The following is a 15,189-nucleotide window of genomic DNA, read 5'->3' as shown; positions in this document are numbered from 1 at the left end:
TTCGGGCGGCTCGTCCGCAGCAAGCATATTGAAGCAGAGGAGCCGAAAGCAGCCGCATCTCTTGCATAGAACGATGCTCTTTGTTGTCTTTCACGCATGGGAGCCGAGCGGGACAGCTGCTAGGCAGAGGATTGCCGCATGCGATCAACCGGGCAAGCGAAGCGGTGACTTGGCGAGAGCCATTGACATTGTTGTCACATGTTTGAAAAGGCGGGGAGCGAGGCTGGAGCGTTGCTGCGGCATATGCTCCGCCGGATTGCTTTTGCCGATGAAGAAAGGGGAACGATCCAGATGGCTTTTGAAAAAGAAACGTTGTTTTGGAACGAAAAATTCGGTAGCGACGATTATACCTTGACGCGTCTGCCTTACAGCAAAGCTCCAAGCTCCCTGGCGCCCATTATGACAACCGTCGGCGGTTCGCTTTCGGAGGAAGTGGCGCAGCGCGTCCTTCAAATGAGCAAGGGCGCTCCGCTGGCCACTTTTATGATTTTGCTCGCCGGTGTTCAGTCGCTCTTGCATAAATATACAGGCGCTTCTGACATTCTGGTCGGCATGCCGGTTGTACGGAAACCGACGGAGACGCGCCGATCCGTTAATCATACGGTCATTTTGAAAAACTCGCTTTCGGTGGGTGCGACTTTTAAAACGCTTCTGAGCGAGCTGAGGACTTCCTTGCCGGAAGCGATTCAGCACCAACATATTCCGTTCTTGAAAATGGCGGAGAAGCTGGACCTGCAATATGCAGACGGGATACCCGTCATCCATACGCTAGTATCTCTTAAGGAGCTGCATCTGGACGAAATCGGGCAAAACGTGGTCACGGATTGTTCCTTTGAATTCAGCTTAACCGGTGGGACGATACAGCTAGCGCTGTCATATAACGAGCACTTATATGACTCCGAGTTCATGACTCGGGTCGTCGGTCATCTGAATCGCCTGCTGGCCGTGGGGCTCCACGAGTTGGAGCTGGACATCGTGCGGGCGGACATGCTGTCGGAGGACGAGAAATTTCAATTGCTGCAAAGCTTTAACGATACCGAGAAGGACTATCCCCGTGATCGGACGATTCATCAGCTCGTGGAGGAGCAGGCGAAGCGGGTGCCCGAAGCGACGGCGGTTGTCTTTGAGGGGCGGCGGCTTTCGTATGCGGAGCTGAATGAACGGGCGAACCGGCTGGCGCGGACGCTGAGATCGGTCGGCGTGCTGCCCAATCAGCTAGTAGGCTTGATGGCCAGGAGATCGCTGGAGACGGTCGTTGGCATTCTGGCGGTTCTGAAAGCTGGCGGTGCCTACGTGCCGATCGACCCGGAATACCCGGAAGAACGCATCCGCTACATTCTGGAGAACTCGAACGCGCAGTTGCTGCTGACTCAAAGGGAGCTGCTGCTGCAGGTGCCGTTCGAAGGGACCGTGGTGGCGCTGGATGACGAGCAGGCCTACAGCGACGATGGCTCGAACCTGGAGCCGGCCAGCGGTCCGAACGATCTGGCTTATGTCATCTATACATCAGGTACGACGGGCAAACCCAAAGGGGTCATGCTGGAGCATCGCGGGCTGGTCAGCTTGAAACTGACGTTTGCCCATACGCTTCACACGACCGAACAGGATCGAGTGCTGCAATTCGCCAGCCTATCGTTCGATGCGTCGTGCTGGGAGATGTTCAACGCCCTGTATTTCGGGGCGACCTTATATATACCGTCAACCGAGACGGTTTTGGATGATCAGCTGTTCGAACGTTTCATGAACGAGCATGCAATTACGATCGCCACTTTGCCGCCAACTTATGCGGCTTATTTGAATTCAGACCGCCTGCCGAGTCTGAGCAGGCTCATCACGGCGGGCTCCGCCGTTTCAGCCGAATTCGTGCAGCAGTGGAAAGACAAGGTACAGTACTATAACGCGTACGGTCCGACGGAAGCCTCGATCGCCACATCCGTGTGGGCGGCGTCTACGTATGACACCGAACGCAGAGCGATACCGATCGGACGTCCGATCTGGAACCATCGCTTGTATATACTGGGCGCACAGAATCAGCTAGCGCCTATCGGAGTGGAGGGAGAATTATGCATCGCAGGCGTCGGCCTCGCCCGGGGATATTGGAACCGGCCGGATCTGACGGCGGAGAAATTCATCGAACACCCGTTTGAGCCCGGAGAGAGACTGTACCGGACGGGCGACTTGGCCCGCTGGCTGCCGGACGGAAATATTGAGTACTTGGGCCGGATTGACCATCAGGTGAAAATCCGTGGATTCCGGATCGAGATCGGCGAGATTGAAGAGCAGCTTCTGAAGATCGACTCCGTGCAGGAGACGATCGTAATCGCACGGGAAGGCAAAAGCGGGCAAGAACTGTGCGCTTACCTGGTCGCGGGCCGCCCGCTTACGCTCGGCGAGCTGAGAAGCGAGCTGGCGCAAAAATTGCCGAATTACATGATTCCGGCGCATTTTGTTCAGCTTCCGCGGATGCCGCTCACGCCGAACGACAAAATCGACCGCAAGGCTTTGCCCGCCCCGGAAGGAAACGCACTGACCGGCGGCGCGTACGTAGCTCCCCGCAATGAAGCGGAGCGGACGCTTGCCGATGTGTGGCAGGCGGTATTGAACGCCGATCGCGTTGGGGTAACGGATCATTTCTTCGAGCTGGGCGGAGACTCGATCAAGTCCATTCAAGTATCTTCGCGGCTTCATCAAGCCGGGTACAAGCTGGAAATCCGGGATTTGTTCAAATATCCGACTATCTCACAGCTCAGCCTGCATGTGAAACCGATCGGACGTACCATCGATCAAGGCGAAATAACGGGTGAAATGGCGCTGACGCCGATTCAGCATTGGTTTTTCGAGAGCTCCTTTGCGGACCCGCATCATTTCAACCAGTCGGTGATGCTGTACCGGAAGGAACGCTTCGACGAAGAGACGGTGCGTCAGGTGCTGCAAAAGCTGGCCGAGCATCATGACGCCTTGCGGATGGTGTTCCGCAAGACGGAACAAGGGTTTAGCGCGCGGACCCGCGCGATTCAGGAAGGCGGGCTGTTCACGCTGGACGTGTTCGACTTCAAGGATGCGGAGAATACCGCGCAGGCTGTGGAAGCGAAGGCAACGGACATTCAAGCGGGCATCGATCTGGAGAACGGGCCCCTCGTGAAGGCGGGACTGTTCCGGTGCGCGGACGACGATCATTTGCTGCTTGCGGTTCATCATGCCGTGGTGGACGGCGTGTCTTGGCGCATTTTGATGGAGGATTTCGCTCTGGGTTACGAGCAGGCCGGCAAAAGCGAGGAAATTCGTTTCCCGGCCAAAACGGATGCGTACCGCACTTGGTCCGAGCAGCTGGCCGCTTACGCGCAAAGCGCGGAGATGGCGAAGGAACGGGCCTATTGGCAGGCCGTGGAACAAATTGCGGTTCCGGCCGTGCCGAAGGATCTGGAGGCGGACGTTACGACGCAGCAGGACAGCGAATCGCTGTTCGTGCGTTTGACTCCCGAAGAAACGGAGCTGCTGCTGAAGCGGGTTCACCGGGCCTACAACACCGAAATGAACGATATTTTGGTAACGGCGCTCGGCATAGCCGTTCGCAAGTGGACGGGACACGAACGGGTGCGGATCAATCTCGAAGGACACGGACGCGAATCGATCGGAACGGATATCGACATCACGCGCACAGTCGGCTGGTTTACGACCAAGTTTCCGGTCGTCCTAGAGCCGGAAACCGACCGGGATTTGGCCTATCAGATTAAACAGGTCAAGGAAAGTTTGCGCCGCATTCCGAACAAAGGGCTTGGGTACGGCATATGCCGCTATCTCTCCAAATCGGAGGATGGCTTTGTTTGGGGCGCAGAGCCGGAAATTAATTTTAATTACCTCGGCCAGTTCGACGATGATGTCAACCAGGACGAGATCGGTATATCTTCTTATTCCGGCGGCAGCCCGGCCAGCGACCGGCAGGCCCGCAGCTTTGTGCTGGATATCAACGGCATGGTGCTGGACGGCGCTTTATCGCTTGATCTTAGCTACAGCCGGAAGCAGTATCACAAGGTAACGATGGAAGCCTTCGCTCAGCGGCTTGAGCAAAGTCTACGAGAGCTCATTATCCACTGCGCAGGCAAAGAAAATACCGAATTGACGCCTAGCGACGTGCAATTTAAAGGCTTGACCATCGCCGAACTAGAGCAAATTGCCCAGCGTTCGGGCCATCTCGGGGAAATCGAAAATATTTACTCGCTTACGCCGATGCAGAAGGGCATGTGGTTCCATAGCGCGCTTGACCGGCAAACGGCCGCTTACTTCGAGCAGACGCAATTTACGATGAGGGGAGTACTCGACGTCCAGCTTTTCGAGAGGAGCTGGACGGAACTTGCGAAACGTCATTTGGTGCTGCGGGCGAATTTTGTGCAAGGACCGGCGGGCGAGCCGCTGCAAATCATATACCGCGACAAGCCGGTCGGCTTTGAATATGAAGAGCTGCTTCATTTGCAGGCGGACGAGAAACAAGCGTATTTGGATAAAAAGGCCGAGGATGACAAACTTCGCGGCTTCGACATGGAACATGACGCGCTCGTTCGGGTTACGATCCTGCGCACCGAAGAGCAAAGCTATCATGTGCTGTGGAGTTTCCAGCATATTTTGATGGACGGCTGGTGCCTGCCGCAGCTGACGCAGGAGCTGTTTGAGACGTACTCGGCCTTGGCATCCGGCAAGCAGCCAGCGGGAGATAAGGGATCGGATTATGGCGCTTACATCGAATGGTTGGAGAAACAGGACGATCAGGCGGCATACGGCTATTGGACGGCATTCCTGGCAGGTTATGAAGGGCAAACCGTACTCCCGGGACAAAAGGAACCAGCGCCGAACGGCAGATTTACGGCTGATCACGTCACCGCCGAGCTGGGCAAGGACTTGAGCGAGCGGATGGACCGGGTGGCGAAACAGCGCCTAGTTACGGTCAATACGCTGCTGCAAGCCGCTTGGGGCGTTATGCTGCAAAAATATAACGGAACAAACGATGCCGTATTCGGCAGCGTCGTGGCCGGAAGACCGGCGGAAATCCCGGGTATCGAGTCCATGATCGGGCTGTTCATCAATACGGTGCCGGTCCGCGTCACGAGCGAAGCGGACACCGTGTTCGCCGACCTGATGGCGAAGCTCCAAGAGTGGGCGCTGGAGTCCGGGCGTTATGATTACTATCCGTTGTATGAAATTCAAGCCCGCAGCGTGCAAAAGCAGAACCTGATCAACCATATCATCGCTTTCGAGAACTATCCGGTGGACGAGCAGATGGAGCAGGCGGGCGACCAGCAGCACGGCGACCTGACGATCGCTGACGTTCAGATGGAGGAGCAGACGAACTATAACTTCAACGTGACCGTGGTGCCGGGAGTCGAAATCGAAATCCGGTTTGACTTTAACGCCGAAGTGTTCGATAAAGACAGCATCGAGCGGCTCAAGGGGCATCTCGTCCATCTGCTGGAGCAGGTGACGGATAACCCGGAAATTACAGTGGGCGAGCTGGAACTTGTGACGGAGGCGGAAAAGGCCGACCTTCTCGGACGTTTTAACGACACCACCACGGAATTTCCGCGCGAGAAGACGCTCGTTCAATTGTTCGAAGAACAGGCGGAGCTTTACCCGGACAACGTGGCCGCCGTCATGAACGAGCGACAGCTGGCTTACCGCGAGCTGAACGAGCGATCCAACCGCCTTGCGCGGAAGCTGCGGGAGACGGGAGTAGAAGCGGACCAACTGGTAGCGATTCTGGCCGAACGCTCGCTCGATATGGTCGTCGGCATTCTGGCGATTCTCAAAGCGGGCGGAGCATACGTGCCTGTCGATCCGGACTACCCGGAGGAGCGCATCCGCTTCATGATCGAGGATTCGGGCGCGCCGTTATTGCTGATTCAAAAGCATCTGCACGAGAAGACCGACTTCGCAGGAACGCGCCTCGAATTGGACGATTTCGTTTGGGGCGACAGAGGGGCGGACTCCGAAGGTGCGTTGGACGCTTCGAACCTGGAGCCAATTTCCGGGCCGGGCAACCTGGCATATGTCATCTACACGTCAGGAACGACCGGCAGACCGAAAGGAACGCTGATCGAGCATAAGAACGTCGTACGCCTCCTGTTCAACGACAAGAACCTGTTCGACTTCGGGCCGTCTGACACGTGGACGCTGTTCCACTCGTTCTGCTTCGATTTCTCTGTCTGGGAAATGTACGGAGCGCTGCTGTACGGAGGCAAGCTGGTCATCGTACCGCCGCTGACGGCGAAAAATCCGGCCGATTTCCTGGCGCTGCTGGGCCGCGAACAGGTCACGATTTTGAACCAGACGCCAACGTACTTCTACCAGCTGCTGCGTGAGGTCTTGGCGGACCATCCGTACGATCTGCGGATTCGCAACGTCATCTTCGGGGGCGAAGCGCTGAGTCCGCTGCAGCTCAAGGGCTTCAAGACGAAGTACCCGGAGACGAAGCTGATCAATATGTATGGCATTACCGAGACGACGGTTCACGTGACGTATAAGGAAATCACGTGGGTCGAAATGGAGGCGGCGAAGAGCAATATCGGCAAGCCGATCCCGACGCTGAGGGTGTACGTCCTGGATGAAAACCGCCGCCCTGTGCCGATCGGCGTAGCGGGCGAAATGTACGTGGCCGGGGAAGGCCTTGCGAGAGGATACCTGAACCGTCCGGATCTGACGGCGGAGAAGTTCGTCGATTCCCCGTTTGCGGAGGGGGAGAAACTGTACCGCTCGGGCGACTTGGCGGCTTGGCTGCCGGACGGCAACATCGAATACCTGGGCCGGATCGATCATCAGGTGAAAATCCGCGGGTACCGGATCGAGCTGGACGAAATCGAGACGCAGCTGCTGAACGTCGAGGGCGTGGAAGAAGCGGTGGTGCTCGCCCGTCAGGACGGCGAGGGCGAGAAGGCGCTTGTTGCCTACTTTGTGGCGGACCGAACGCTGACGGTCAGCGAAATGAGAACCTCGCTGGCCCAGGGAATGCCGGGGTACATGATCCCGTCGTACTTCGTGCAGTTGGAGCGCATGCCGCTGACGACCAACGGCAAAGTGGACCGCAAAGCGCTGCCGGAGCCGCAGGGCGGCATACAAACGGGCGTCGAATACGTAGCGCCGCGTAACCGGACGGAGTCCCAGCTTGTGAAGATCTGGGAGGAAGTACTGGGCTACTCCGGCATTGGAGTCCTAGACAATTTCTTCGACCTGGGAGGCCATTCCCTGCGGGCGACGACACTGGTGAGCAAGGTGCATCAGGAGCTGAACGTTGAGCTGCCTCTGCGCGACGTATTCCGCTACTCGACAATCGAAGAGATGGCTCTGGCCATCTCCCGGATCGGAGAGCAGTCGTTCTCGTCGATTCCGCTGGCAGGCGCAAGAGCATATTATCCGCTTTCCTCGGCTCAGAAGCGGCTGTTTATCCTGAATCAGCTGGAAGGGGCCGATCAGAGCTACAACATGCCGGGCGTGCTGCTGCTGGAAGGATCGATTGACCGGAGCCTGCTGGAGAAGGCTTTCCGGGGACTGATCGCACGGCACGAAACGCTGCGAACCGGCTTTGAGATCGTACAAGGCGAAGCAATACAGCGCATTTACGAGAGCGTCGACTTTGCTGTCGAGTACCGTCATGCGAGCGAGGAAGAAGCGCCTGAAGTCGTGCAGGCCTTCATCCGGCCTTTCGACTTGGCGAAGCCTCCGCTGCTGCGGGCGGAGCTTGTAGAGCTGGCAGCCGAACGTTATTTGCTGATGTTCGACATGCACCATATCGTATCCGACGGTGTTTCGATGGACGTGTTAGTCGAGGAACTCGTTCGTCTGTACGGCGGCGAGTCATTAGAGCCTTTGCGCATTCAATACAAGGACTATGCGGTATGGCAGCAGTCGGACGAGCAAAAAGTGCAGTTGAAACACGAGGAAGCTTACTGGCTGGACCGTTACCGGGGCGAACTGCCGGTTCTGGAAATGCCGACGGACTATCCGCGTCCTGCCGTGCAGAGCTTTGAGGGACAAACGCTGACGTCCTTCGTGGACGAGGCAACGAACGAAGGCTTAAAGCAACTGGCGGCCCAAAGAGGAACGACGCTGTATATGGTGCTGCTTGCGGCATATACCGTGCTTTTGCATAAATACACAGGTCAGGACGATTTGATCGTCGGAACGTCGATTGCGGGCAGAACGCACGGAGACACGCAGCCTTTGATCGGAATGTTCGTTAATACGCTGGCGCTCCGCAATTATCCGGCTTCGGAGAAGACCTTCCTGTCGTATCTGGAAGAAGTGAAAGAAACGACCTTAGGCGCTTACGAGCATCAGAATTATCCGTTCGAAGAGCTCGTCGATAAAGCGCAGGTCAGCCGGGATTTGAGCCGCAACCCGCTGTTTGACACGATGTTCTCCCTGCAAAACTTGGAGGACAAAGAGTTTGGGCTGGAAGGACTGAAATTGTCCCCGTACCCTAGCGAATACGGCACGGCCAAGTTCGACCTGAGTGTGGATGTTACGGAAGAAAACGGCGGCCTGGAGTGCAGCTTTGAATTCGCAACAGCTCTTTATAAAGAAAGCACGATCCGGCGGCTGTCGACTCATTTCGGACATTTGCTTGCGGCGATCGTAAGCCGTCCGGATGCGAAGATTGCCGAGCTGAACTTGTTGACGGCAGAGGAAAAAGAGCAAATTCTTGGCGCATTTAACCCGGCGCAGCCGGAAGCGGCTCCTGTGGCGGCGTTCCACCGGCTGTTCGAGGAACAGGCGGAGCGCACGCCGAAAGCGGCAGCTGTCGTGTACGAGAACGACCGGCTGACGTATGCGGAGCTGAACGAGCGGGCGAACCGCTTGGCGGCTACGCTGCGCGCAAGCGGCATCGGCCGGGAGACGATCGTCGGCATTCTGGCCGAGCGTTCGGTGGACTTGCTGGTGGCCGTGCTGGCCGTCTGGAAAGCGGGCGGGGCGTATGTGCCGCTCGACCCGGATTATCCGGCGGAGCGCGTGCGGTTCATGCTCGAAGACAGCGGAGCGAAGGTGCTGCTGACGCAAACGGCGCTGCGAGAGCGCGCCGAAGCCTGGCTCGGCGAAGAGGAGCTGGCGCTGGCGGCGGTGCTGTACCTCGACGACGAAACCTCGTACAGCGAGGAGCGGACGAATGCCGACAGCTTCCATGAAGCCCGTCCAGAGGACCTGGCGTACGTGATCTACACGTCGGGAACGACGGGCAAGCCGAAGGGCGTGATGATCGAGCACCGCAGCCTGGTGAACACGGCGGCGGGCTACCGGCGGGAATATCGGCTGGATCAGTTCCCGGTGCGGCTGCTGCAGCTCGCAAGCTTCTCGTTCGACGTGTTCGTGGGAGATATCGGGCGGACGCTGTACAACGGAGGCACGATGGTGATTGTGCCGAAGGAAGACCGGATCGATCCGTCTCGTCTGCACCACTGGATGGAGCGGGAGCGGGTCACCATCTTCGAATCGACGCCGGCGCTGATCGTGCCGTTCCTGGAGTACGTGCACGAGCAGCAACTGAATATGAGCTGGATGGAGCTGTTGATCACGAGCTCGGACAGCTGCAGCGTGGCGGATTACCGGATCTTGCAGGAACGCTTCGGCTCGTTGTTCCGGATCATCAACGCATACGGCGTGACGGAAGCGGCGATCGACTCCAGTTTCTACGACGAGCCGCTGACGAAGCTGCCGCAGACAGGCCATGTGCCGATCGGCAAAGCGTGGCTGAATGCGAAATTCTACATCGTGGATGCGCACCTGAATCCGGTGCCGGTCGGGGTGCTGGGCGAGCTGGTCATCGGCGGAGTCGGAGTGGCGCGCGGGTACTTGAACCGTCCGGAGCTGACGGAAGAGAAGTTCGTAGACAGCCCGTTCGCCGCGGGCGAGCGGCTGTATCGCACCGGAGACTTGGCGCGGTGGATGGAAGACGGCAACGTGGACTTCATCGGCCGGATCGACAACCAGGCGAAAATCCGGGGCTACCGGATCGAGACGGGCGAGATCGAGTCGCAGCTGCTGCGGGTGGAAGGCGTGCGCGAAGCGGTGGTGCTGGTTCGAAGTGACGCGAACGGGCAGAAAGCGCTGTGCGCGTATTACACGCCGGATACCGGAGCGGAGCTGGCAGTGAACGATCTGCGCGGCGCGCTGGCGCAGGAGCTGCCGGGCTACATGATCCCGTCGTACTTCGTGGAGATGGAGCGCCTGCCTCTGACGCAGAACGGAAAGATTGACCGGAAGGCGCTGCCAGCGCCGGAAGGGGAAGCGGGAAGCGGAACGGAGTACGTCGCACCGCGCAATGAGCTGGAAACGAAGCTGGCGGCGATTTGGCAGGAGGTGCTGGGGCTTGCGAAGGAGATTGGCGTTCACGACAACTTCTTCGACATCGGTGGTCACTCCCTGCGGGCGACGACGCTGGTCAGCAAGATTCATAAAGAATTGAGCGTGGATCTGCCGCTGCGCGACGTGTTCCGCCATTCCACCATTGAGAGCATGGCCGCCGCCATTTCCCGGCTGGATGAGCAGACATTCGTTGCCATTCCGGTGGCGGATGACCGAGAGGTGTACCCGCAATCTTTTGCTCAAAAACGTCTCTTTATCCTGAATCAACTGGAAGGCGCGGAGCTTAGCTATAACATGCCAGAAGCGATGTTGCTGGAGGGTGCTTTGGACCGGGCAAGGTTCGAAGAAGCGTTCCGTAAGCTCGTGGCGCGGCATGAAACGCTGCGCACCGGGTTCGAAATGGTGGACGGCGAAGCATCGCAGCGGATTTACCAGGACGTGAATGTTGCCGTGGAGTTCTATCGAGTGGATGAGCAAGAGGCCGAAGAGATGGTTCGCCGTTTCGTCCGTCCGTTTGACTTGGCGAAGCCTCCGCTGCTGAGGGTAGGCCTTGTCGAGCTGGCTCCGGAACGTCATATTCTAATGTACGACATGCATCATATTATTTCCGATGGCGTCTCGATGGAAATCTTTGTTGAAGAATTCGTCCGCTTGTACGGCGGCGAGCAATTGGAGCCTCTGCGCATTCAGTACAAAGACTACACCGTTTGGCAGCATTCGCAGGAGCAGAAAGAACGGCTTCAGCGTCAGGAGGCGTACTGGCTGGACATGTTCCAAGGCGAGCTGCCGGTGCTGGAAATGCCGGCCGACTATCCGCGTCCGGCCGTGCAGAGCTACGAAGGCCAAACGCTGGAGTTTTCCTTCGACGCTTCGAAAACCGACGGCCTGAAGCAGCTGGCCTCGGAAACGGGCACGACGCTGTTTATGGTGCTGCTTGCGGCGTATAACGTCCTTCTGCATAAATATTCAGGTCAGGAAGACGTGATCGTCGGTACGCCGATTGCCGGAAGGAATCATGGAGATGTGCAGCCGTTGATCGGGATTTTCTTAAACACGCTGGCTATCCGCAGTTATCCGGCTTCGGAAAAGACATTCCTGTCATACCTGAACGAAGTCAAAGAAACGACCCTCCATGCCTTCGAGCATCAAAACTATCCGTTCGAAGAATTGGTGGACAAGGTGCAAGTCACCCGTGATTTAAGCCGCAATCCGCTCTTCGACACGCTGTTTACGATGCAGAATACGGAAAACGAGGAATTTGAGCTGGAAGGGCTTCGCCTGATTCCTTATCCGAGCGTATTAGATACCGCGAAGTTTGATATCAGCTTGGATGTGGGCGAGGAGAACGGCGGCTTGGATTACAGCTTCGAATATGCGACGGCTCTCTACAAAAGGGAGACGATCGAACGGCTGGCGAAACATTACGAGCAGCTGCTCGAAACGATCGTAAGCCGTCCGGATGCGAAGATTGCCGAGCTGAACTTGCTGACGGCAGAGGAAAAAGAACAAATTCTCGGCGCGTTCAACCCGGCGCAGCCGGAAGCGGCTCCTGCGGCCGCGTTCCACCGGCTGTTTGAGGAACAGGCGGAGCGCACGCCGGAAGAGGCGGCCGTCGTGTACGAGAACGACCGGCTGACGTATGCGGAGCTGAACGAGCGAGCGAACCGCTTGGCGGCTACGCTGCGCGCAAGCGGCATCGGCCGGGAGACGATCGTCGGCATTCTCGCCGAGCGTTCGGTGGACTTGCTGGTGGCCGTGCTGGCCGTCTGGAAAGCGGGCGGGGCGTATGTGCCGCTCGACCCGGATTATCCGGCGGAGCGCGTGCGGTTCATGCTTGAAGACAGCGGAGCGAAGGTGCTGCTGACGCAAACGGCGCTGCGAGAGCGTGCTGAAGCCTGGCTTGACGAAGAGGAGCTGGCGCTGGCGGCGGTGCTGTACCTGGACGACGAAGCGTCGTACAGCGAGGAGCGGGCGAATGCGCCGATTGGCTCGGGCATAGTCTCCGGCAAGCTGACGGATACTGTGGACGACGGCGATGAGAGCCATCAGAATGTTGGCACCGACAGCTTCCATGAAGCCCGTCCGGAGGATCTGGCGTACGTGATCTATACGTCGGGAACGACGGGCAAGCCGAAGGGCGTGATGATCGAGCACCGCAGCCTGGTGAACACGGCGGCGGGCTACCGGCGGGAATACCGGTTGGATCAGTTCCCGGTGCGGCTGCTGCAGCTCGCAAGCTTCTCGTTCGACGTGTTCGTGGGAGATATCGCGCGGGCGCTGTACAACGGAGGCACGATGGTGATTGTACCGAAGGACGACCGGATCGATCCGTCTCGTCTGCACTACTGGATCAGCCAGCAGCAAGTGACGATCTTCGAATCGACGCCGGCGCTGATCGTGCCGTTCCTGGAGTACGTGCACGAGCAGCGGCTGGATATGAGCTGGATGGAGCTGTTGATCACGAGCTCGGACAGCTGCAGCGTGGGGGATTACCGGACGTTGCAGGAACGCTTCGGCTCGTTGTTCCGGATCATCAACGCTTACGGCGTGACGGAAGCGGCGATCGACTCCAGTTTCTACGACGAGCCGCTGACGAAGCTGCCGCAGACAGGCCATGTGCCGATCGGCAAAGCGTGGCTGAATGCGAAATTCTACATCGTGGATGCGCACCTGAATCCGGTGCCGGTCGGGGTGCTGGGCGAGCTGGTTATCGGCGGAGTCGGGGTAGCTCGCGGGTACTTGAACCGTCCGGGGCTGACAGAAGAGAAGTTCGTAGACAGCCCGTTCGCCGCGGGCGAGCGGTTGTACCGCACGGGAGACTTGGCGCGGTGGATGGAAGACGGCAACGTGGACTTCATCGGCCGGATCGACAACCAGGCGAAAATTCGGGGGTACCGGATCGAGACGGGCGAGATCGAGTCGCAGCTGCTGCGGGTGGAAGGCGTGTGCGAAGCGGTGGTGCTGGTTCGAAGTGACGCGAACGGGCAGAAGGCGCTATGCGCGTATTACACACCGGATACCGGAGCGGAGCTGGCAGTGAACGATCTGCGCGGCGCGCTGGCGCAGGAGCTGCCGGGGTACATGATCCCGTCGTACTTCGTGGAGCTGGAGCGCCTGCCTCTGACGCCGAACGGAAAGATTGACCGGAAGGCGCTACCGGCGCCGGAAGGGGAAGCGGGAAGCGGAACGGAGTACATCGCACCGCGCAATGAGCTGGAAACGAAGCTGGCGGCGATTTGGCAGGAGGTGCTGGGGCTTGCGAAGGAGATTGGCGTTCACGACAACTTCTTCGACATCGGCGGCCACTCCCTGCGGGCGACGACGCTGGCGGGCAAGGTATTTAAGGAATTAAACGTCAACCTGCCGCTGCGCGACGTATTCCGTCACTCGACGATTGCGGCGATGGCCGAGGCGATCGCCCGGATGGAACGGCGGGAGCATGAGGCCATTCCTCAAGCGGAGGAGAGAGAGTACTACCCTCTGTCCTCCGCGCAGAAACGGCTGTTCATTCAGCACACGCTGGATGGAGCGGATCAGCTTTACAACATGCCGGAGCTGGTGCAGGTGGAAGGCGAGTTTGACTTAGACCGGTTGGAAGCCGCCTTGCGGAAATTGATAACACGGCATGAATCGCTGCGCACCGGTTTTGAAATCGTGAAGGGCGAAGCGGTTCAGCGGATTTACCCGCAGGTCGATTTTACTATCGAGCATCATCAAGCGGATAAAGAGGATGCGGCTCTAATCGAGCAGATCGTCCGCAGCTTCGTTCGTCCGTTTGATCTCGGCAAGCCGCCGCTGCTGCGCGCCGGGGTCATCGAGCTGGAGCCGAACCTGCATATTCTCCTTTTCGACATGCACCATATGGTGTCCGACGGCGTATCGATGGCGATTGTGATCGATGAGTTCTCGAGTTTCTACGCCGGGGAAGAACTGCCGCCACTGCGCATTCAATACAAGGATTATGCCGTTTGGCAGCAGTCGAAGGCCCACCGAGAGCGGATCGGGCGGCAGGAAGCGTACTGGCTGCAAACCTTCGAAGGCGAGCTGCCGACGGCGGACCTGCCGATGGACTACGAACGGTCTGCGGCTCGCAGCTACGAAGGCGCGCATCTGGAGTTCGACGTCGAAGCTTCTCTCTCTGCGCGGCTGCGCGAATTGGCGGCCGAGCGTGAAAGCACGCTGTTCATGGTGCTGCTTGCGGCTTATACCGTGCTGCTGTCCAAGTACAGCGGGCAGGAGGACTTGGTCGTGGGTACCCCGGTGGCGGGAAGAACGAACGCCGATTTGGAACCGGTCATCGGGATGTTTGTCAATACGCTGGCGATCCGCAATCGTCCGTCGGGCGACAAAACGTTCTTGTCCTATCTGGAAGAAGTGAAGGAAACGGCTTTGGGTGCTTTCGAGAACCAGGATTATCCATTCGAGGATCTGGTGGAGCGTTTGAATGTGAAGCGGGAGCCGGGCCGCTTCCCGCTGTTCGATGCCGTTTTCGACTTGCAAAATATCGAAGAACGAGACGCCGAGCTGGAAGGGGTCAGCCTGAAGACTTACGAGCTTGACCATTTGGAAGAAGCGAAGTTCGATCTGACGCTGTTTATGTATGAAAACAACGGGGCGCTGAGCGGGGGCTTCTTCTACGCCACCAAGCTGTTCAAAGAAGCGATGATCCGCACCTTGACCGAGGATTACCTGCGGGTACTGTCTCAAATTGCGGAAAATCCACAACTCGAGCTAAGCCGGATTGAATGTCATAAACCGGCGGCAGGCGCAAAGAGTGCCGTCGATACGATCGAATTCGCGTTCTAATCCTACAAGCGCGCCTCCGCCGTCAAGTGAAAGCGGCGC

At 58.2% G+C, this 15,189-nt stretch carries 2 protein-coding genes; both read left to right on the top strand.

Annotation, left to right across the window (positions count from 1 at the left end):
- The first annotated feature begins 80 nt into the window (after positions 1–80).
- A complete protein-coding gene (locus ACYCS5_RS07985; protein WP_340886507.1) occupies positions 81–206 on the top strand; it encodes a hypothetical protein in 126 nt (41 codons plus the stop codon).
- Complete coding sequence (locus ACYCS5_RS07980; protein WP_459761040.1) at positions 199–15,150, top strand: amino acid adenylation domain-containing protein; 14,952 nt, start codon at positions 199–201, stop codon at positions 15,148–15,150. Before ACYCS5_RS07985 ends, ACYCS5_RS07980 begins: the two co-directional genes overlap by 8 nt.
- The last annotated feature ends 39 nt before the right edge of the window (positions 15,151–15,189 follow it).

It is taken from the genome of Paenibacillus sp. SEL3, from assembly GCF_054602585.1.
Note: the sequence above shows the minus strand (reverse complement) of the source record. Positions and strands in the feature narration are given on the sequence as shown.

What these genes read in the sequence shown, in the direction of transcription:
- ACYCS5_RS07980 (WP_459761040.1), top strand. Translation starts at nt 199, where the DNA reads ATGTTTGAAAAGGCGGGGAGCGAGGCTGGAGCGTTGCTGCGGCATATG.